Source organism: Aromatoleum buckelii, assembly GCF_012910785.2.
In the GTDB taxonomy this organism is placed as follows: domain Bacteria; phylum Pseudomonadota; class Gammaproteobacteria; order Burkholderiales; family Rhodocyclaceae; genus Aromatoleum; species Aromatoleum buckelii.
Genome location: NZ_WTVH02000010.1, coordinates 703,715 through 723,766, shown reverse-complemented (window position 1 = coordinate 723,766; position 20,052 = coordinate 703,715). Strand labels below are relative to the sequence as shown.

At 59.2% G+C, this 20,052-nt stretch carries 14 protein-coding genes, 2 tRNA genes and 3 rRNA genes; 5 read left to right on the top strand and 14 right to left on the bottom strand.

What is annotated here, in order from left to right:
- Positions 1 to 12: 12 nt before the first annotated feature.
- Entirely contained in the window at positions 13 to 1,113 is a 1,101-nt protein-coding gene (gene serC, locus GO608_RS14115) for a 3-phosphoserine/phosphohydroxythreonine transaminase (RefSeq protein ID WP_169197665.1), read from the bottom strand.
- Between the two features lie 25 nt (positions 1,114 to 1,138).
- On the bottom strand, positions 1,139 to 3,769 hold the full coding sequence (gyrA, locus tag GO608_RS14110; RefSeq protein ID WP_169197664.1) for a DNA gyrase subunit A: 2,631 nt from the start codon (positions 3,767 to 3,769) through the stop codon (positions 1,139 to 1,141).
- A 208-nt stretch (positions 3,770 to 3,977) separates the two neighbouring features.
- Here gyrA and GO608_RS14105 point away from each other — a divergent pair, with 208 nt between their 5' ends.
- The 3 genes from GO608_RS14105 (at position 3,978) to ubiG (ending at position 6,938) form a co-directional block, all read left to right on the top strand.
- On the top strand, positions 3,978 to 5,297 hold the full coding sequence (locus GO608_RS14105; RefSeq protein ID WP_169197663.1) for a TRZ/ATZ family hydrolase: 1,320 nt from the start codon (positions 3,978 to 3,980) through the stop codon (positions 5,295 to 5,297).
- Positions 5,298 to 5,400: 103 nt separating this feature from the next.
- A complete protein-coding gene (locus GO608_RS14100; RefSeq protein WP_169197769.1) occupies positions 5,401 to 6,117 on the top strand; it encodes an OmpA family protein in 717 nt (238 codons plus the stop codon).
- A gap of 116 nt (positions 6,118 to 6,233) precedes the next feature.
- On the top strand, positions 6,234 to 6,938 hold the full coding sequence (gene ubiG / locus GO608_RS14095; RefSeq protein WP_169197662.1) for a bifunctional 2-polyprenyl-6-hydroxyphenol methylase/3-demethylubiquinol 3-O-methyltransferase UbiG: 705 nt from the start codon (positions 6,234 to 6,236) through the stop codon (positions 6,936 to 6,938).
- Positions 6,939 to 7,167: 229 nt separating this feature from the next.
- Here ubiG and rrf read toward each other — a convergent pair.
- The 6 genes from rrf to tyrS form a co-directional block, all read right to left on the bottom strand.
- Positions 7,168 to 7,281, bottom strand: a 5S ribosomal RNA gene (gene rrf, locus GO608_RS14090).
- 92 nt (positions 7,282 to 7,373) lie between these two features.
- Positions 7,374 to 10,258 (bottom strand): 23S ribosomal RNA (locus GO608_RS14085).
- Positions 10,259 to 10,540: 282 nt separating this feature from the next.
- A tRNA-Ala gene (locus tag GO608_RS14080) sits at positions 10,541 to 10,616 on the bottom strand.
- Between the two features lie 12 nt (positions 10,617 to 10,628).
- Positions 10,629 to 10,705 (bottom strand) — tRNA-Ile (locus GO608_RS14075).
- Between the two features lie 75 nt (positions 10,706 to 10,780).
- Positions 10,781 to 12,318: ribosomal RNA gene (locus GO608_RS14070) — 16S ribosomal RNA — on the bottom strand.
- Together the 16S, 23S and 5S rRNA genes with 2 tRNA genes alongside form the textbook arrangement of a ribosomal RNA operon.
- Positions 12,319 to 12,690: 372 nt before the next feature.
- Positions 12,691 to 13,890: a tyrosine--tRNA ligase gene (tyrS, locus tag GO608_RS14065; protein ID WP_169197896.1), complete on the bottom strand. Its 1,200-nt coding sequence runs from the start codon at positions 13,888 to 13,890 to the stop codon at positions 12,691 to 12,693.
- Between the two features lie 156 nt (positions 13,891 to 14,046).
- On the opposite strand from tyrS, the gene GO608_RS14060 reads away from it, so the two are divergent.
- A complete protein-coding gene (locus tag GO608_RS14060; protein WP_425532302.1) occupies positions 14,047 to 15,288 on the top strand; it encodes a peptidoglycan DD-metalloendopeptidase family protein in 1,242 nt (413 codons plus the stop codon).
- 96 nt (positions 15,289 to 15,384) lie between these two features.
- Here GO608_RS14060 and erpA read toward each other — a convergent pair whose 3' ends face one another.
- The 4 genes from erpA to rplM form a co-directional block, all read right to left on the bottom strand.
- A complete protein-coding gene (gene erpA / locus GO608_RS14055) occupies positions 15,385 to 15,735 on the bottom strand; it encodes an iron-sulfur cluster insertion protein ErpA (protein ID WP_168954805.1) in 351 nt (116 codons plus the stop codon).
- Positions 15,736 to 15,824: 89 nt separating this feature from the next.
- On the bottom strand, positions 15,825 to 16,853 hold the full coding sequence (gene argC / locus GO608_RS14050; protein WP_169197897.1) for an N-acetyl-gamma-glutamyl-phosphate reductase: 1,029 nt from the start codon (positions 16,851 to 16,853) through the stop codon (positions 15,825 to 15,827).
- Between the two features lie 125 nt (positions 16,854 to 16,978).
- Positions 16,979 to 17,371 (bottom strand): 30S ribosomal protein S9, encoded by a 393-nt coding sequence (rpsI, locus tag GO608_RS14045; protein ID WP_011236353.1) that lies wholly within the window; start codon positions 17,369 to 17,371, stop codon positions 16,979 to 16,981.
- A gap of 13 nt (positions 17,372 to 17,384) precedes the next feature.
- Positions 17,385 to 17,813: a 50S ribosomal protein L13 gene (gene rplM / locus GO608_RS14040; RefSeq protein ID WP_011236354.1), complete on the bottom strand. Its 429-nt coding sequence runs from the start codon at positions 17,811 to 17,813 to the stop codon at positions 17,385 to 17,387.
- A gap of 545 nt (positions 17,814 to 18,358) precedes the next feature.
- Between rplM and GO608_RS14035 the strand changes: the two genes are divergently transcribed.
- Positions 18,359 to 18,778, top strand: a complete 420-nt coding sequence (locus GO608_RS14035) for an OsmC family protein (protein WP_169197898.1) — start codon at positions 18,359 to 18,361, stop codon at positions 18,776 to 18,778.
- 36 nt (positions 18,779 to 18,814) lie between these two features.
- On the opposite strand, the gene coq7 is transcribed toward GO608_RS14035, so the two are convergent.
- A complete protein-coding gene (gene coq7 / locus GO608_RS14030) occupies positions 18,815 to 19,435 on the bottom strand; it encodes a 2-polyprenyl-3-methyl-6-methoxy-1,4-benzoquinone monooxygenase (protein ID WP_169197899.1) in 621 nt (206 codons plus the stop codon).
- 19 nt (positions 19,436 to 19,454) lie between these two features.
- On the bottom strand, positions 19,455 to 19,967 hold the full coding sequence (locus GO608_RS14025; protein ID WP_169197900.1) for a CNP1-like family protein: 513 nt from the start codon (positions 19,965 to 19,967) through the stop codon (positions 19,455 to 19,457).
- Positions 19,968 to 20,052: the final 85 nt, after the last annotated feature.

Sequence of the window (20,052 nt, the reverse complement as noted above, 5' to 3'; positions counted from 1 at the left end):
AGCCGTGCGTGTTCAACCGTTTCGCGCGGAAAAATCGCGCATGTAATCAACCAGCGCCTGCACTCCGGCGAGCGGCATCGCGTTATAGATCGAGGCGCGCATCCCTCCGACCGACTTGTGCCCCTTGAGCTGCGTCAGCCCCGCGGCTGTCGCTCCGGCGAGGAAAGCATCATTGAGCGCGGCGTCGCGCAGCAGGAACGGGATGTTCATCCGCGAGCGGCTGTCGTGCGCGACGCGGTTCTCGTAAAAATCGCTGGCGTCGAGAAAATCGTAAAGCAGGTTCGACTTCGCGACGTTGTTCGCCTCGACCGCCGCGAGCCCGCCCTGCGCCTTGAGCCAGCGGAATACGAGTCCCGCGATGTAGATCGCGTAGGTCGGCGGCGTGTTGAGCATCGAGCCGTTCTCCGCCATCACGCGATAATCCATCATCGTCGGCGTCATCGGCGCAGCATGGCCGAGCAGGTCCTCGCGCACGATGACGACGACCAGCCCGGAAGGCCCGATGTTTTTTTGCGCCCCGGCATAGATCAGGCCGTAGCAGCTGACGTCTATCGGGCGCGACAGGATATGCGACGACATGTCGGCGACCAGCGGCACGCCCGCATCCGGCAACAGGTTGGCATCGCGCAGTTCGACGCCGTGAATCGTCTCGTTAGTGCAAAGATGCAGATAGCGCGCCCGCGGGTCGAGGTCGAGTTCGTCGGGGCGCAGCAGGCGCGTGAATCCGGCGGTCTCCGTGGAGCCGGCGAGCCGGACTGCGCCGCCGAGCGCGCCGGCCAGATGCTTCGCTTCACCGTAGGCCTTCTTCGACCAGGTCCCGGTCACGAGATAGTCGGCCGACCCTCCGGCGAGCAGATTCATCGGAATCTGCGCAAACTGCTGAGTCGCACCGCCTTGCAGGAACAGCATGCGGTAGTTGTCCGGGATCCCCAGCAGCTCGCTCAAATCCGCTTCCGCCTGTTCGACGATCGACGTGAACTCCTTGCCGCGATGGCTCATTTCCATCACGCCGCAGCCCGCGCCATGCCAGTCGAGCATCTCTTCGGCGGCCTGTCGCAGCACCGCCTCGGGCAGCGCCGCGGGTCCGGCGCTGAAGTTGTATACGCGTGTCATCGTCTGGAACTCCCCCTTCGCAGTCTTACTCCGGCAGGCCATCCGTTTGCGTGCCATCCACTGCAGACGCGGAGTCGGCCGAGGCGATGCCGTCGTCTGGAACGTCAGCCACTGGTTCGTCGACTTCGGACTCCGCGACTTTCTCGATCCCCGCCAGCGAGGTACCCTCGTCGAGGTTGATCAGCGTCACGCCCTGCGTCGCCCGGCCCAGTTCGCGGATGTCCTGCACCCTGGTCCGGATCAGCACGCCGCCGGTCGAAATCAGCATCACCTCGTCGCTTTCCTCAACGAGGCAGGCGCCAACGAGCTTGCCGTTGCGATCCGAGGTCTGGATCGCGATCATGCCCTTGGTGCCGCGCCCGTGGCGGGTGTATTCGGCAACCGGCGTGCGCTTGCCATAGCCGTTTTCGGTCGCTGTCAGCACCGACAGCTCCTCGTCCTTCGCGACCAGCATCGCGATCACGCGCTGGCCTTCCTCGAGATTCATGCCTCGCACGCCGCGCGCCTCGCGGCCCATCGGGCGCACGTCGCCTTCGGGGAAGCGCACCGCCTTGCCCGCGTCGGAGAACAGCATCACGTCGCTGTTGCCGTCGGTGATCGCGACCCCGATCAGGCGATCGCCGTCGTCGAGGTTCGCCGCGATGATGCCGGCCTTGCGCGGATTGGAGAACGCCGTCAGCGCGGTCTTCTTCACCGTACCCTCGGCGGTCGCCATGAAGACGAAATGATCGTCGTCGAAAGCCTGCACCGGCAGCACTGCGTTGATCTTCTCCCCTTCCATCAGCGGGAAAAGATTGACGATCGGACGGCCGCGCGAGTTGCGCGTGCCTTCGGGGACTTCATACACCTTGAGCCAATAGACGCGACCGCGGCTGGAGAAGCACAGGATGTAGTCGTGCGTGTTGGCGACGAACAGGCGGTCGATGAAATCGTCGTCCTTCATCCCGGTCGCCTGCTTGCCGCGACCGCCGCGACGCTGCGCGCGGTAGTCGGTCAGCGGCTGGCGCTTGAAGTAGCCGGCATGCGACAGCGTCACGACCATGTCTTCGGGCGCAATCAGGTCCTCGATGTTGATCTCCGCCGTGTTCAGCACGATCTCGGAGCGGCGCGGGTCGTCGAACTGGTTACGGATCGCACCCAGTTCCTCGACGATGATTGCGGTAATGCGCGGCGGATTCGCGAGAATGTCGAGCAGGTCGGTGATGACCTCCATCACTTCGCGGTATTCGGTAACGATCTTGTCCTGCTCGAGTCCGGTCAGGCGCTGCAGGCGCAGCTCCAGGATCGCCTGCGCCTGCGCGTCCGACAGCCGGTAGCCCTGCGCCGAAAGGCCAAACTCGGGCGCCAGGCCGTCGGGCCGGTAGCTGTCGGCCAGCGCGCGCGCGAGCATCTCCTCGACCAGCGCGGAATGCCACGTGCGCGCCATCAGGCCGCGCTTGGCGTCGGCCGGGGTCGGAGCCGCTTTGATCAGCGCGATGATCTCGTCGACATTCGACAGTGCGACGGCAAGCCCTTCGAGAATATGTCCGCGTTCGCGCGCCTTGCGCAACTCGAACACCGTGCGCCGCGTAATGACTTCGCGCCGGTGTGACAGGAAGCAGTCGAGCATCTGCTTCAGGTTCAGCGTGCGTGGCTTGCCATCGACAAGCGCCACCATGTTCATGCCGAACGTGTCCTGCAGCTGGGTCTGCTTGAACAGGTTGTTCAGCACGACTTCGGGCACTTCGTTGCGCTTGAGCTCGATGACGACGCGCATGCCGGACTTGTCCGACTCGTCGCGAATCTCGCTGATGCCCTCGATCTTCTTTTCGTTCACCAGCTCGGCGATGCGCTCGAGCAGCGTGCGCTTGTTCACCTGGTACGGCAGCTCATCGACGATGATCGCTTGGCGGTTGCCTTTTTCCAGATCCTCGAAGTGCGTGCGCGCGCGCATCACGACGCGGCCGCGGCCGGTACGGTAGCCGTCGTGCACGCCTGAGAGTCCGTAGATCAGCGCGGCAGTCGGAAAGTCCGGCGCCTTGACGAGGGCGATCAGCTCTTCGATATCGGTGTCCGGATTGTCCAGCAGCTTCAGGCACGCATCGAGCACTTCGCCGAGGTTGTGCGGCGGGATGTTCGTCGCCATGCCGACGGCGATGCCCGACGACCCGTTAATCAGCAGGTTCGGGATCTTTGCCGGCAGGATCAGCGGTTCCCTCTCCGAGCCGTCGTAGTTCGGGCCGAAATCGACCGTTTCCTTGTCGATGTCGGCGAGCAACTCGTGACCGATCCGCGCCATGCGGATTTCGGTGTATCGCATCGCCGCGGCGTTGTCGCCATCGACGGAACCGAAGTTTCCCTGGCCGTCGACAAGCATGTAGCGCAGCGAGAAATGCTGGGCCATGCGCACGATGGTGTCGTAGACCGCAGAGTCGCCATGAGGGTGATACTTGCCGATGACGTCGCCGACGATCCGCGCGGACTTCTTGTAAGCCTTGTTCCAGTCGTTCGACAGCTCGTGCATCGCGAACAGCACGCGCCGGTGAACCGGCTTGAGGCCATCGCGCGCATCGGGCAACGCGCGGCCGACGATCACGCTCATCGCGTAGTCGAGATAGGAGTGCCGCATCTCGTCTTCGAGACTGATCGGCAGCGTTTCCTTGGCAAACGGGGTCATTTAGCGGCGGCGGCGAAAACCGCTGGGTCAAAAGCGTGCAATCTTACCATGCGGCGGGTACCGGACGGTCCGCATTGCCAGGGTGGCCGACGGTACGCATCACGAACGCGCTGATGGCGGCACAAACCGACGTATGCTTAAATCGTAGGAAAAACCGAGATGCAAAGCTGTCGCCTCTGCACAGCCCCTGCATCGTCTGGAGCGAGAGTTGAGCCAGCCCGCAGACCTCCTGATTCACGCTCGCTGGATCCTTCCCGTCGAGCCCGCGAACGTCGTACTCGAGCACCATGCCGTCGTGGTGCGCAACGGGCGCATCCTCGCGATATTGCCGCAGGACGAAGCGCGCTCGCGCTATCATGCGCCAGAGTCCTTCGAACTCGCCGAGCATGTCCTGATTCCGGGGCTGATCAATCTTCATGCGCATGCGGCGATGACGCTGATGCGCGGAATCGCCGACGACCTGCCTTTGATGCGCTGGCTGCAGGAGGCGATCTGGCCGGCTGAAGGCAGGCAGATGTCCTACGCTTTCGTCCGCGACGGCACGTTGCTCGCAGCGGCTGAAATGCTGCGGGGCGGAATCACGACCTGCAACGATATGTATTTCTACCCGGATGCGGCCGCTGAAGCGTTCGACCAGGCGGGCATGCGGGCCGTGCTCGGCATCACCGTGCTCGAATTTCCCACGCCCTACGCCACTGATGCGGACGACTATCTGCGCAAGGGACTGGCAGCGCGGGGGCAATGGCACACGCATCCGCGAATCGATTTTTCGCTTGCCCCGCACGCACCGTATACGGTTTCGGATGAAACCCTGGCGCGCGTCGCCAGCCTCGCCGCCGAACTCGACACGACGATCCACATCCACCTCCACGAGACGCTCCAGGAGATTCAGGACTCTCATTCCCGTCATGGCGCCCGTCCGCTCACCCGACTTGCGCGCCTCGGTCTGCTCGGCAGCAACCTGCTCGGGGTCCACGCGGTTCATCTCGACCAATCCGATTTCGACCTGCTCACCCTGCATGGCTGCAGCATTGCCCACTGCCCCACTTCGAACATGAAGCTGGCAAGCGGGATCGCACCGATCGCTCGCCTGAGGGAAGCCGGGATCACGGTAGGCCTTGGCACTGACGGCGCAGCCAGCAACAATCGCCTTGATCTCTTCCAGGAAATTCGGCATGCCTCTCTTCTTGCGAAGGTCTCCACCCTCGACGCCACCGCGATTCCTGCCCACGCCGCCATCCGGATGGCGACACTCGATGCCGCCCGCGCCTTGGGACTGGGAGACCGGATCGGATCGATAGAGCCAGGCAAGGCAGCCGACCTTTGTGCGGTCGCGCTGGACCGGTTCGAGACCCTCCCGTGCTTCAATCCTGCCTCGCATTTGGTCTATGTTGCAGGACGGGAGCACGTCTCCCACGTGTGGGTCGGCGGAGAAATCCGTGTAAATAAAGGGAATTTGATGTTGCAATTAAACGACAGCGAATTGCTCGCGCTTACTGCACTGTGGCAAACTAAGCTTGGTAGCTGAACTGGATATGTTTGGCTCTTACTCTTGGCGGGTACTGCTCAATTCGATTCGCCCGGTTAATCAGTCATCCCCACTCATCCTCCTGCCCATCGACGAGGAAATCATGATCAAACAGACTAAAAAGCAGATGTTCATACTGGCCGCAATCGCCTCGATCGGCCTCTCCGCACCGGCCGCCTTTGCGCAGGCAAAGGATGTCGTGGTCGATGGCAAGGGCGAGATTCCCTACGTTATCGATTCGCGCAACGTCGTCGCGCGTAGTGGCACGGGCTTGTGCTGGCGCACCGGCTACTGGAGCCCGGCTGCTGCTGGTACCGCCATGGCGGGCCAGTTCCCGGCGGGCTGCGAATGCGACAGCGATATCGTGCCGAAGGAAAAGTGTACGCCGGCAGTGATTCCGGCGGCAGTTCCCGCCCCTGCCGCTCCCGCGCCGAGGCCCACCGCTGAAAAGATCAAACTCTCGGCCGACACGCTGTTCGACTTCGACAAGGCCGTCCTCAAGCCCGAAGGCAGGAGCAAGCTTGATCAGCTGGCCGAGCAGGCGAAGAGCGTCAAGCTGGAAGTGATTCTCGCGGTCGGCCACACCGACCGTCTGGGCTCCGACGCCTACAACCAGAAGCTGTCCGATCGCCGCGCCAACGCGGTGAAGACCTACCTGGTGGGCAAGGGTGTCGAAGCAAATCGGATCTATACCGAAGGCAAGGGCGAGCGCCAGCCGGTCACGGGCACGAGTTGCTCGGACAGACTCGGTCGCAAGGGGCTCATCGAATGCCTGCAGCCGGATCGTCGCGTCGAAGTTGAAGTGATCGGCACGAAGTAAACGATCCATCCGAGTGCCTGTGAAGGCCCTGCCCCGGCAGGGCTTTTTCATTTGGCCAGCGAAAGGGGAACACGGCTGCACCGCACTGGTCCCATCGTGACAAAAGACTTCAGGCAATGAACATGAATGCAGACCCCGCAGAACTGCAAAAATTCAGCGAACTTGCCCACCGCTGGTGGGACACCACGTCCGAATTCAAACCGCTTCATGAAATCAACCCGTTGCGCCTCGACTGGATAGACAGGAATGCGGGGCTTGCAGGCAAGCGTGTCCTGGATATTGGATGTGGCGGAGGAATCCTGTCCGAGAGCATGGCAGCCGCAGGTGCTCATGTCACAACAGGTATTGACCTGTCAGAAAAGGCTCTCGGCGTCGCTCGCCTTCACCTGTTCGAAAGCGGGCAGAAAGTCGACTATCACCATGCGAGCGCTGAGGAATTCGCCGCGCAACATGCTGAGGAGTTCGACATCGTGACTTGCATGGAAATGCTCGAGCATGTCCCTGATCCTGCAAGCACGGTGGCCGCGTGCGCCCAACTGGTCCGACCCGGCGGTGACGTATTTTTCTCGACAATCAACCGGAATTTCAAGGCGTATCTATTTGCAGTTCTCGGAGCCGAATACATCCTGAAGCTATTGCCGCGCGGCACGCACGATTATGCGAAATTCATCAGGCCATCCGAACTTGCACGCTATTGTCGCCAAGCCGCCCTGGAAACCACTGAATTGCTGGGCATGAGCTACAACCCCTTGACACATGTGTATTCACTCGGAAATGACACCGATGTGAATTACCTCGTTCACGCCAAACGTGCACCCTGAATATCGTAGAGCTCGTGAAGGAAGCTGTGCTCTATTCAGAATTTATTGGAATACTGGAGTCGTAAAAAGCACGTAAAAGCATTGTGCCCCGAAGATTCCGCGGGTTTTCTTCCGGCCGAGCGACGCGACGCTTCTGGCCGATCGGGCGGGAGGGGGTTTTGCGCGGCGTGCAGACAGCAAAAAGCCGCTTTCCCGTGGAGGGGGAAGCGGCTTTTCGGTGCAAGGGGTAGTCTGACGATGACCTACTTTCGCACCCGCATTGGGCACTATCATCGGCGCGCTCCTGTTTCACGGTCCTGTTCGGGATGGGAAGGGGTGGGGCCAGGAGGCTATGGTCGTCAGACTGTAAAGGGTAACAAAGTGGGGAAGCAAAGTGTGGGGGAGTGGCGTGATGCGTTTTTCGGTGAGTTGTCGCGGTGTTGGATCCAGGGTTATAGGATCAAGCCTCACGGGCAATTAGTATCGGTTAGCTCAACGCATTGCTGCGCTTCCACACCCGACCTATCAACGTTGTGGTCTTCAACGACCCTTCAGGGGGCTCGAGGCCCCGGGGAAGTCTCATCTTGAGGCGAGTTTCCCGCTTAGATGCTTTCAGCGGTTATCTCTTCCGCACTTAGCTACCCGGCGATGCGACTGGCGTCACAACCGGTACACCAGGGGTGCGTCCACTCCGGTCCTCTCGTACTAGGAGCAGGTCCTCTCAAACTTCCAGCGCCCACGGCAGATAGGGACCAAACTGTCTCACGACGTTTTAAACCCAGCTCACGTACCACTTTAAATGGCGAACAGCCATACCCTTGGGACCGGCTACAGCCCCAGGATGTGATGAGCCGACATCGAGGTGCCAAACTCCGCCGTCGATGTGAACTCTTGGGCGGAATCAGCCTGTTATCCCCAGAGTACCTTTTATCCGTTGAGCGATGGCCCTTCCATACAGAACCACCGGATCACTATGACCTGCTTTCGCACCTGCTCGACTTGTCGGTCTCGCAGTCAAGCCGCCTTTTGCCATTGCACTATCAACACGATGTCCGACCGTGTCTAGGCGACCTTCGTACTCCTCCGTTACCTTTTGGGAGGAGACCGCCCCAGTCAAACTGCCTGCCATGCACGGTCCCCGACCCGGATTCACGGGCCAAGGTTAGAACCTCAACGACACCAGGGTGGTATTTCAAGGTTGGCTCCACGGAAACTGGCGTTCCCGCTTCACAGCCTCCCACCTATCCTACACAAGTCCCGTCAAAGTCCAATGCAAAGCTACAGTAAAGGTTCATGGGGTCTTTCCGTCTTGCCGCGGGGAGATTGCATCTTCACAAACATTTCAACTTCGCTGAGTCTCAGGAGGAGACAGTGTGGCCATCGTTACGCCATTCGTGCAGGTCGGAACTTACCCGACAAGGAATTTCGCTACCTTAGGACCGTTATAGTTACGGCCGCCGTTTACCGGGGCTTCGATCAAGAGCTTGCACCCCATCACTTAACCTTCCGGCACCGGGCAGGCGTCACACCGTATACGTCCACTTTCGTGTTTGCACAGTGCTGTGTTTTTAATAAACAGTCGCAGCCACCGATTCTCTGCGGCCCCTTCGCCCTTCGGATGTACTCCTACAAGCTAACGGGGCATACCTTCTCCCGAAGTTACGGTATCAATTTGCCGAGTTCCTTCTCCTGAGTTCTCTCAAGCGCCTTGGTATTTTCTACCTGCCCACCTGTGTCGGTTTGCGGTACGGTCGATCCTAGACTGAAGCTTAGAGGCTTTTCCTGGAAGCATGGTATCAACCACTTCGGGCTCAAAGAGCCCTCGTCATCACGCCTCAGCTCAGCCCCGCGGATTTGCCTACGGGGCACGCCTACACGCTTAAACCGGGACGTCCAACACCCGGCTGGCCTAACCTTCTCCGTCCCCCCATCGCATCTAGGACCGGTACGGGAATATTGACCCGTTTCCCATCGACTACGCATTTCTGCCTCGCCTTAGGGGCCGACTCACCCTGCGCCGATGAACGTTGCGCAGGAAACCTTGGGCTTTCGGCGAGGGTGCTTTTCACACCCTTTATCGCTACTCATGTCAGCATTCGCACTTCCGATACCTCCAGCATCCCTCTCGAGACACCTTCGCAGGCTTACGGAACGCTCCCCTACCATCTCTTGCGAGATCCGCAGCTTCGGTTCATGGCTTGAGCCCCGTTACATCTTCCGCGCAGGACGACTCGACTAGTGAGCTATTACGCTTTCTTTAAAGGATGGCTGCTTCTAAGCCAACCTCCTAGCTGTCTGGGCCTTCCCACTTCGTTTCCCACTTAGCCATGTATTTGGGACCTTAGCTGGCGGTCTGGGTTGTTTCCCTCTTGTCCCAGGACGTTAGCACCCCAGGACTGTCTGCCGTATATCACTTTGCGGTATTCGGAGTTTGCTATCGCGGGGTAGATCGCAGTGACCCCCCCAACGATTACAGTGCTCTACCCCCGCAAGTGTCCGTACGACGCACTACCTAAATAGTTTTCGGGGAGAACCAGCTATTTCCGGATTTGTTTAGCCTTTCACCCCTATCCACAGCTCATCCCCTAATTTTTCAACATTAGTGGGTTCGGACCTCCAGTGCGTGTTACCGCACCTTCATCCTGGCCATGGATAGATCATCCGGTTTCGGGTCTACGCCCAGCAACTCAATCGCCCTTGTCAGACTCGGTTTCCCTACGCCTCCCCTATTCGGTTAAGCTCGCTACTGAACGTAAGTCGCTGACCCATTATACAAAAGGTACGCAGTCACCCCACGAAGGAGGCTCCCACTGTTTGTATGCATGCGGTTTCAGGATCTATTTCACTCCCCTCCCGGGGTTCTTTTCGCCTTTCCCTCACGGTACTGGTTCACTATCGGTCGATCACGAGTATTTAGCCTTGGAGGATGGTCCCCCCATCTTCAGACAGGATTTCTCGTGTCCCGCCCTACTTGTCGCACGCTCAGACCCGCCACCTACTTTTCGCATACGGGACTATCACCCTGTATCGTCGGACTTTCCAGACCGTTTTGCTAAGTAGATGGTTTAGTCGTGCAGGCTCCTCCCCGTTCGCTCGCCACTACTTGGGGAATCTCGGTTGATTTCTGTTCCTGCGGCTACTTAGATGTTTCAGTTCGCCGCGTTCGCCTCCACACGCCTATGTATTCAGCGCGGGATACTCCAAAAGGAGTGGGTTTCCCCATTCGGACATCGGGGGATCAAAGCTCCATTGCCAGCTCCCCCCCGCTTTTCGCAGGCTTGCACGTCCTTCATCGCCTGTGATCGCCAAGGCATCCACCACATGCACTTAGTCGCTTGATCCTATAACCATGGACCCTGTGTTGCCAGGGCACCCACCGCCATAGACGAACTCACGCTTGTGCGCGCACTCACCTGCCGCTGGTTCAAAGCGCAGATGAATGCAAAAATGCAATCACACCAACCCATGCAACAGTGCGCCTTGCGGCCCACTGTCGCACACTTTACTTCTTCCACTTTGTTAAAGAACGCGACCTCAAAAACCTGCCAAGGCCTAAGCGCTGCGGACCCGACGATCCGCACCGCTTAGCCCTTCGACGCCTGCTTCTGCCCACCCCCGAACGCTGGTGGAGGATGACGGGATCGAACCGTCGACCCCCTGCTTGCAAAGCAGGTGCTCTCCCAGCTGAGCTAATCCCCCCGCTTGATCGTGTGGTGGGTCTGGTTGGGTTCGAACCAACGACCCCCGCCTTATCAAGACGGTGCTCTAACCAGCTGAGCTACAGACCCTCATGCCTTCGAGGCTCTCGTTGCCTGAACAACCGATAAGTTGTGGATACTGCGCCGCCGCGGCGTCATCTCTTGAAAGGAGGTGATCCAGCCGCACCTTCCGATACGGCTACCTTGTTACGACTTCACCCCAGTCATGAATCTCACCGTGGTAAGCGCCCTCCCCGAAAGGTTAAGCTACCTACTTCTGGTGAAACCCACTCCCATGGTGTGACGGGCGGTGTGTACAAGACCCGGGAACGTATTCACCGCAGCATGCTGATCTGCGATTACTAGCGATTCCGACTTCACGTAGTCGAGTTGCAGACTACGATCCGGACTACGATCGGCTTTGTGGGATTGGCTCCACCTCGCGGCTTGGCAACCCTCTGTACCGACCATTGTATGACGTGTGAAGCCCTACCCATAAGGGCCATGAGGACTTGACGTCATCCCCACCTTCCTCCGGTTTGTCACCGGCAGTCTCGCTAAAGTGCCCAACCTAATGATGGCAATTAGCGACAAGGGTTGCGCTCGTTGCGGGACTTAACCCAACATCTCACGACACGAGCTGACGACAGCCATGCAGCACCTGTGTCCTGGCTCCCGAAGGCACTCCCGCATCTCTGCAGGATTCCAGGCATGTCAAGGGTAGGTAAGGTTTTTCGCGTTGCATCGAATTAATCCACATCATCCACCGCTTGTGCGGGTCCCCGTCAATTCCTTTGAGTTTTAACCTTGCGGCCGTACTCCCCAGGCGGTCGACTTCACGCGTTAGCTGCGTTACTCAGGAAGTTACCTTCCCGAACAACTAGTCGACATCGTTTAGGGCGTGGACTACCAGGGTATCTAATCCTGTTTGCTCCCCACGCTTTCGTGCATGAGCGTCAGTATCGGCCCAGGGGGCTGCCTTCGCCATCGGTGTTCCTCCACATATCTACGCATTTCACTGCTACACGTGGAATTCCACCCCCCTCTGCCGTACTCTAGCCGTGCAGTCACAAGCGCAGTTCCCAGGTTAAGCCCGGGGATTTCACACCTGTCTTACACAACCGCCTGCGCACGCTTTACGCCCAGTAATTCCGATTAACGCTCGCACCCTACGTATTACCGCGGCTGCTGGCACGTAGTTAGCCGGTGCTTCTTCTGACAGTACCGTCATCCAGGCGGGATATTCACCCGCCCGATTTCTTTCCGTCTGAAAGAGCTTTACAACCCGAAGGCCTTCTTCACTCACGCGGCATGGCTGGATCAGGCTTGCGCCCATTGTCCAAAATTCCCCACTGCTGCCTCCCGTAGGAGTCTGGGCCGTGTCTCAGTCCCAGTGTGGCTGATCATCCTCTCAGACCAGCTACGGATCGTCGCCTTGGTAGGCCTTTACCCCACCAACTAGCTAATCCGACATCAGCCGCTCCAATCGCGCGAGGCCCGAAGGTCCCCCGCTTTCCCCCTCAGGGCGTATGCGGTATTAGCTACGCTTTCGCGTAGTTATCCCCCACGACTGGGTACGTTCCGATGCATTACTCACCCGTTCGCCACTCGCCGGCAGGCCGAAGCCCCCGCTGCCGTTCGACTTGCATGTGTAAAGCATGCCGCCAGCGTTCAATCTGAGCCAGGATCAAACTCTTAAGTTCAATCCAACAAAGTACTCAAAATCATCTCTGACTTGCGAGCACTCAATCTTTGCAATTGCCGAATCCACCCGAAGGCAGTTCGACCACCGCAGCAACCCAGTACCCACACTTATCGGTTGTTCAACTTTTTAAAGAACTGCTGCCGTTGCAGCGAGAAAGAGATTCTGATCGACTTCGCCGCTGCCGTCAACCCCCACCGGACCTTTTCCTGACCACCGGGGAAGCTCTCTCCATCGCCACCGCGCCTCGCACCGTACTGCCAAAACCGCTCGGTGCCGCGAAGAGGGCGAATTATAGACACTTCCGATAGGCAGTCAACCTGTTGCTGAACCGTTTGTTGATTGAAGCGATCCCTGGTCACGGAAATTCTTGTCAATTCAGCACCACGGATGCGAATTTCCGTTTCCCCACCTGCAGAACCACGGTTTGATCGCGCCGCAGCACAAGACCTTTGTCCTCCACTCGCTCCCCATTCAGTCGAACCGCGCCCTGCTCGATCATACGCAGTGCTTCCGAGGAACTTCCAGTCAGTCCTGCCTGTTTGACGACCTGGAACACCGGCAAACCGCCCTCCCCGACTGTGACATTCACTTCAGGCATATCGTCTGGCAATGCACCCCGTTGGAATCGGGCTTCGAAATCAATGAGGGCATCCTCTGCAGCAGCATGGTTGTGGAACCGGGTCACGAGCTCCTGCGCCAACAGCACCTTCAGTTCGCGCGGATTACGTCCACCTTCGACCTCGACGCGACAGTGTGCGATTTCGCCGGCAGGACGAAAGGACAGCAAGTCGAAATAGCGCCACATCAAACTATCGGAGATCGACATGATCTTCCCGAAGATTTCGCGGGGCGCTTCCGTGATACCTATGTAGTTGCCGAGCGACTTTGACATCTTGTTAACGCCGTCGAGCCCCTCCAGCAGCGGCATCATGAGAACGCACTGTGGCGCCTGTCGCTCATGCTTCTGAAGCTCTCTGCCGACCAGCAGATTGAATTTCTGGTCGGTCCCTCCGAGTTCGACATCCGCCCGCATCGCCACCGAGTCGTAGCCTTGGCACAGAGGGTACAGAAACTCGTGGATCGCGATCGGCTGCCCTCCCGCGTAGCGCTTTGCAAAATCGTCCCGCTCCAGCATCCGCGCCACCGTGTGCCGTGATGCCAGTCGAATCATCCCCGCTGCCCCGAGGGACTCCATCCACGAGGAGTTGAAGCAGATCTCCGTCTTGTCCGGATCGAGAATCTTGAACACTTGCTCCTGATAGGTACGTGCATTTTCGAGGATCTGCTCACGCAACAAGGGCGGCCGAGTGGCGTTCTTCCCGGACGGATCACCGATCATTGCGGTAAAGTCGCCGACCAGAAACAACACCTGATGACCCAGTTCCTGGAAGTGCCGTAACTTGTTGAGCAGGACGGTGTGCCCCAGGTGCAGATCGGGGGCTGTCGGGTCGAAACCTGCCTTCACGCGTAGAGGGCGATCCGACTTGAGTTTTTCGACAAGTTCCGCTTCGATCAGTAACTCTTCAGCTCCCCGCTTTATCAGCTCAAGGGCTGCCTGTACGTCAGTCATGCATTTCTCCATTCGTTAGGGCAGCCGGAAAAACTTTGCTAAACTCGCGCAAGTTTTTGCCCAGTGTTTCCCATGCAGGCACGAAAAAACACGATTCTAGCCGAACTGTTCCGCCATCTCCCTTCGGGCCGCCGGCGATGGATGCTTGGGGCTCTCATGGGCACCTCGCTTCTGAGCGTCGTCGCGGCCACTGCAGTGGTTCCCGGCGATGCCTTGCCGCCGTTTCCGGTGCAATCGGTCATCGAGCAGCTTGGATCCGTTACCGTCCAGCCTAGTGCCAGTACCCCGATCCCGTTCGTTTTCGACGAGCGGGTGCAGCCGGGCGATACGATTCAGACGCTCTTTCGCCGTCTCAAGATTGACGACCAGGAAGCGCTCGATTTCCTGTCTGGCGATCCTGAAAGCCGAAGCGCACTTCGCCAGTTGCGCGCAGGACGCTCCGTACTGGCGCTGGTTGACGGGCGTGGAAAGCTTGTTTCCCTGACTTTGCCAGTGGCGAGAGGCGATTCAAGCTTCACGATCGAGGGCACTCCGGAGGGGATCCGTTCGCGCAGTCAAGCTCACCCCGAGGTGGATACCCACATCGAGATGCGCGCCGGAACGATTCGTCATACGCTTTTCGGTGCCACGGATTCGGCAGGTGTTCCTGACAGCGTCGCAACAAAGCTTGCAGAGATTTTTGGCACCGAGGTCGATTTCAGCTCGGATCTACGTGCGGGAGATCAATTCAGCGTCGTCTACGAGACGATCTACGACAAGGGAGCTCCTGCGGGTAGTGGACGAGTGCTGGCGGCGGAGTTCGTCAACCAAGGGAAAAAATATGCGGTGGTACTGCATCGCGACGCGGATGGGAGCGAGGCGTATTACACACCCGAGGGTCGCGGGCTGAATGAGGCGTACCTAAGGTACCCTTTGGAGTTCTCCAGAATCTCGTCCACCTTCGGACGGCGCCTGCACCCCATTCATCGAAGTTGGCGCAGCCACAACGGCGTGGACTTTGCAGCTCCGACCGGCACGCCTGTGAAAGCGGCCTCCGACGGCGTTGTAAACTATGTGGGCAGGCAGAACGGTTACGGCAACATTGTTGTCTTGCAACACCGGGACCGCTACTCCACCGCCTATGCTCACCTCCACGGCTTTGCCGGCGGTCTTCGAAAAGGCGCAAAAATCAGGCAGGGCGATCTGATCGGCTATGTAGGGTCGACGGGCTGGGCGACCGGTCCGCACCTGCATTACGAGATCCGCGTGAATAATGTCGCGCACGATCCGATGAAGATCGCGCTACCTACGGTCCAGCCACTAGGACCCACTGCGCTCGCCGCATTCAAGAGTCAAACCGCACCACTGCTACAACGATTGGCGCTCCTGAATCGAACAGTGGTAGCTCAAGCCGATTGAGCTTTCCCGCGCAGGAAGGCTGAAAGGAAAACGGGGTGCACCAGCACCCCGTTTTTACTTTGCCTTGGCGGAGACAAACCCAAACGTACTTTCCGCTCACGCAGAAAACGAAGAACCGCAGCCGCAAGTGCTTGTCGCGTTCGGATTGCGAATCACGAACTGGGATCCTTCCAGCCCCTCGCTGTAATCGATTTCGGCCCCTACCAGGTACTGGTAGCTCATCGGATCGACCAGCAACGTCACGCCGTTTTTTTCGAAGGCAGTGTCGTCTTCGTTCACTTCCTCATCGAACGTAAAACCGTACTGGAAACCGGAACATCCGCCGCCGCTCACGAAAACGCGCAGTTTCAGTTCGGGGTTGCCCTCCTCCTCGATCAGTTCCTTGACCTTCGTGGCCGCACTATCCGTGAAGACCATCAACTCTGGGGTGTCAACTACGGTGTTCATATTTTCTCCTCTATCAGAACACTGGCACATGATGCGCCACGGGAAGCATTTTCGTCAAAGTCCGATCGCCGGTCCATCCGATAGTTCCCTTACGGGGACACCGGAACGATATCGAGCCCGAGCGACTCATCCAGCTCAAACATGATGTTCATGCACTGGACAGCTTGCCCGGCTGCACCCTTGACGAGATTATCGATAACCGACAAGACCACGACGACATCACTGCCGTGCGGCCGATGAACGGCCACACGGCAAAGGTTGCTTGCCCTCACCGAACGGGTTTCCGGATGACTGCCTGTGGGTAGAACATCGACAAAGAGCTCGTCCTGATACCGTTCTTCAAACAGCTTCTGCACATTCACATCTGTCGAAAGCCTTGCGTAAAGCGTCGCATGGATGCCCCGAATCATCGGCGTCAAATGTGGAACAAAGGTCAGGCCAACGCCCTGCCCGGCCATCGCCTCGAGTCCTTGACGAATCTCGGGTAGATGCCGATGTCCCGCCACTGCGTAAGCTTTGAAGTTGTCGGCGGCCTCGGCAAACAACGTGTGCACTTCCGCCTTGCGTCCTGCACCCGAGACACCGGATTTCACATCCGCGATCAAATGCGACAGGTCCACTACACCGGACTCGACCAACGGCAGAAAGCCCAGTTGGACTGCGGTCGGGTAGCAACCCGGATTAGCCAGTATACGCGCCGACCGGATGCGCTCGCGGTTTCGCTCCGGCAAACCGTAGACTGCTTCGGCCACCAGCTCGGGCGAAGCATGCTTCATCCCGTACCACTTTTCCCATTCCGCGACGTCACGGATGCGGAAATCCGCCGCCAGATCGATCAGCCGCACCCCGGCGTCGACGAGCTCCCTCGCCTGCTGCATTGCGATCCCGTTGGGCGTGGCGAAGAAGACTACGTCGCAGCGGTCGAGCGCCGCGTCCTGCGGAGTCACGAAGCGCAGATCGACACGACCGCGCAGACTCGGAAACATGTCGCAAACAGGCATACCGGCGTCGCCGCGCGAGGTTATCGCAACCAGGTTCGCCTCGGGGTGGCGGGCAAGCAGCCTCAACAGTTCCACCCCGGTATATCCCGTTCCACCGACCACACCAATCTTAATCATGCCTTCTCCTTACCGTGACTGCCTTCCTGAGCGATGAATTATCGCACTCGCAGCGGTTGAATCTTGAGTCCGAAACGAGAAAAGCCGCCTCGAAGGGCGGCTTTTCTGCTTGCAGATACGAAGTATCAGCGCTTCGAGAACTGCTTGCGGCGACGCGCCTTGCGGAAACCGACCTTCTTCCGTTCGACTTCGCGAGCATCGCGAGTCACGAAGCCGGCCTTGCGCAGCACGGGCTTGAGTTCTGCATCATATTCGATCAGCGCTCGGGTGATGCCGTGGCGAACGGCGCCGGCCTGACCCGACTCGCCGCCCCCGGTCACATTGACCATGATGTCGAAACGGCTGTCGTTTTCGGTCAGCACGAGCGGCTGACGCACGATCATGCGACCCGTTTCGCGCGAAAAGAACTCGTCGACCGGCTTGCCGTTGACGACGATGTTGCCGGAACCCGGCTTGATGAACACACGGGCAACCGCAGTCTTGCGGCGGCCGGTGCCGTAGTTGTAACTCACAGCCATTGATCGGCTCCTGTCAGATCTCGAGAACTTGGGGCTGCTGAGCGGAATGCGGATGTTCGCCACCCGCGTAGCACTTCAGCTTCTTCAGCATGGCGTAACCCAGCGGCCCCTTCGGCAGCATGCCCTTCACCGCCTTTTCCAGCACGCGCTCGGGAAAGCGCTGCTGCAGCTTGGTGAAGTTGGTTTCGTAGATTCCGCCCGGATAACCAGTATGACGGTAATACTTCTTGTCCAGCGCCTTGTTGCCGGTCACCCGCAGCTTTTCGACATTGACGACGACGATGAAGTCACCCGTATCGACGTGCGGCGTGTAAATGGCCTTGTGCTTGCCACGGAGGCGACGGGCCACTTCGGCGGCAAGCCGGCCAAGCACCTTGTCCGACGCGTCGACAACAAACCAGTCGCGCTTGACTTCGTGCGGCTTGGCAGAAAACGTTTTCATTCGAATCCTCGATCTTGTCCGGCCTAGGGCGAAGGCCAATAAACGGAAAGCTCGTGATGGTACCCGCAACCCTATCGGGAAGTCAAATTCGGGCTACCGCAACCCTGTCCCATAGACGAGGCAAAAAAAACGCAGCCCCTGAAGGACTGCGTTAAATCCACACCAAAGGAGGAGGGTGGAGGAGACACTGCTTGGATCGCCACACGATCTCGATCCGACTGGTCACGATTATGCTGAAACCCGCCTCCCCTCACAAGCTTTTATTGTGCATTGCACTATAAATGTTTTGATTACTCTATAAACATTGTTTATTTAATCACAAACTATTGATATTGATCAATTTACAGCGCCGGCATGGCCAGTATTGAACCGCCTGGGGGTGATATCCCGTTATGCATTTCATATGTGTTATTGCGCCGCAATAGAAACCCTTGGTGCTACCCCCTCTCGCGCCGGGTTGGCCGCACAGATTTGCCATCCGGTAAGATGCCGCTCCGCCTCGCCCAGAGGTTCCCTCGCTCATCAAGCGGACAACGGAGTAGATGATGGAATGCACGATCAAGTGGGTCGATGGAATGACTTTCCTTGCGGAGACAGGCACTGGTCACGTCGTGGCGATGGATGGCGCACCGGAGGCGGGCGGCCGCAATCTTGCCCCCCGGCCGATGGAAATGATGCTTGCCGGAGCTGGCGGGTGCACGGCGTTTGACGTCGTACTGATCCTTAAACGCGGCCGCCAGGACGTTCGCGGCTGCGAGGTAAAGCTCTCGAGCGAGCGGGCGGAAGCAGACCCGAAGGTGTTCACCCGCATCACGTTTCACTACATCGTCCGCGGTAAAGGGTTGAAGCCCGAGGCGGTGGAGCGCGCGATTCACCTCTCAGCAGAGAAATACTGTTCGGCGTCGATCATGCTCGGCAAGACTGCGGAACTGGTGCACGAATGGGACATCGTCGAGTGCGAGTGATGGGCCTGCCTGGAGGCCCATCACGAGTTTAGCTCGCTATACCCGGTACGCGGTCGTCGTCATCACGCGGGCCATCAATCTCATCGCTCCCTTGAAGGGTGCAGGCAGTTCGTGAGCCCCGAGGGCGAGCGCGACGTCGGCGTGATGCGCCTCGTCCGCCTTCATCTGCTCGAGGATTTCACGAGACTTGCGGTCCTCGGGGGGCAAACGCTCCAAATGGCCACTGAGATGCGCTTCGACCTGGCGCTCGGTTTCGGCCAGGAAGCCGAGATTCCATCGGTCGCCCAGCCTCCCGGCCAGCAGCCCCAGCGCCAGCGACCCGCCGTACCATAACGGATTCAGCAGGCTCTTGCGCCCGCCGAGTTCGGAAATGCGCTGCTCGGTCCACGCCAGGTGCTCGGTCTCTTCGTCCGAGGCCCGCGCGAGCTCGCGTTTGACGTCGAGATCGCCGGCGCTCATCGACTGCCCCTGGTACAGCGCCTGGGCGCAGATCTCGCCACTGTGGTTGACGCGCATCAGGGCCGCCACATGCTGCCGATCACGATCCCCGAGATGCGTTTCGGGCACATCCACGCCGGGGATCGGGCGCACGCTGCGCGCGGGCGCGAATAGCGTGCGCAAAGCCTTGTCGAACTGGACAATCGCTTCGTCGATCATGAACACCTCTGAATGTCGGTCATTTCAATGCCGGCTCCCTGCCGCGCAGGCGCCGCAGCACTTCGCCGACGTCCCGGGGCGGGACCACTCCGTCGCAGAAATATTCCTTCGCCAAAGCTGCACGCGGACGGTTGTATGCGGTGTCGATGATCGGCTGCCAGCCGGCGTCGCGCGCCACCGCCCACTCGCCCCCGTCGCGGCCGACCGCATAGATACGCCATCCTGCCCCCTCGCAACGAATGCCTTCGAAAGTGACGTTCTCGGCGCCGCCGGCAGTGTGCACCACGAGTACGTAGCGCACGACGCCGTCCTCGCCGACGGTCAGGCTATGCTCATCGAGCAGAAAACGGTTGCGCGAAGTCACATCGACGGGGAATTCACGCAACGCGGAGGGAAGCGGCGGACTGGGCAACTCGTAGTCGCCTTCCTTCCAGTTCGGATCCGGGTCGCTGAAAAGACCAGCGCAAGCGGCGCCGGAAAAGAACACGAGGGCCGTTACCCCCGCTTGGACGATGGTTTGGAACGGTTTCAAGCTTGCAGGTCTCCGCACAGGGACAAACGAATCCTCTCGGGCAGCGAATCCACCACCGCAGAGCAAGCCGGGTGATCGATCCCGA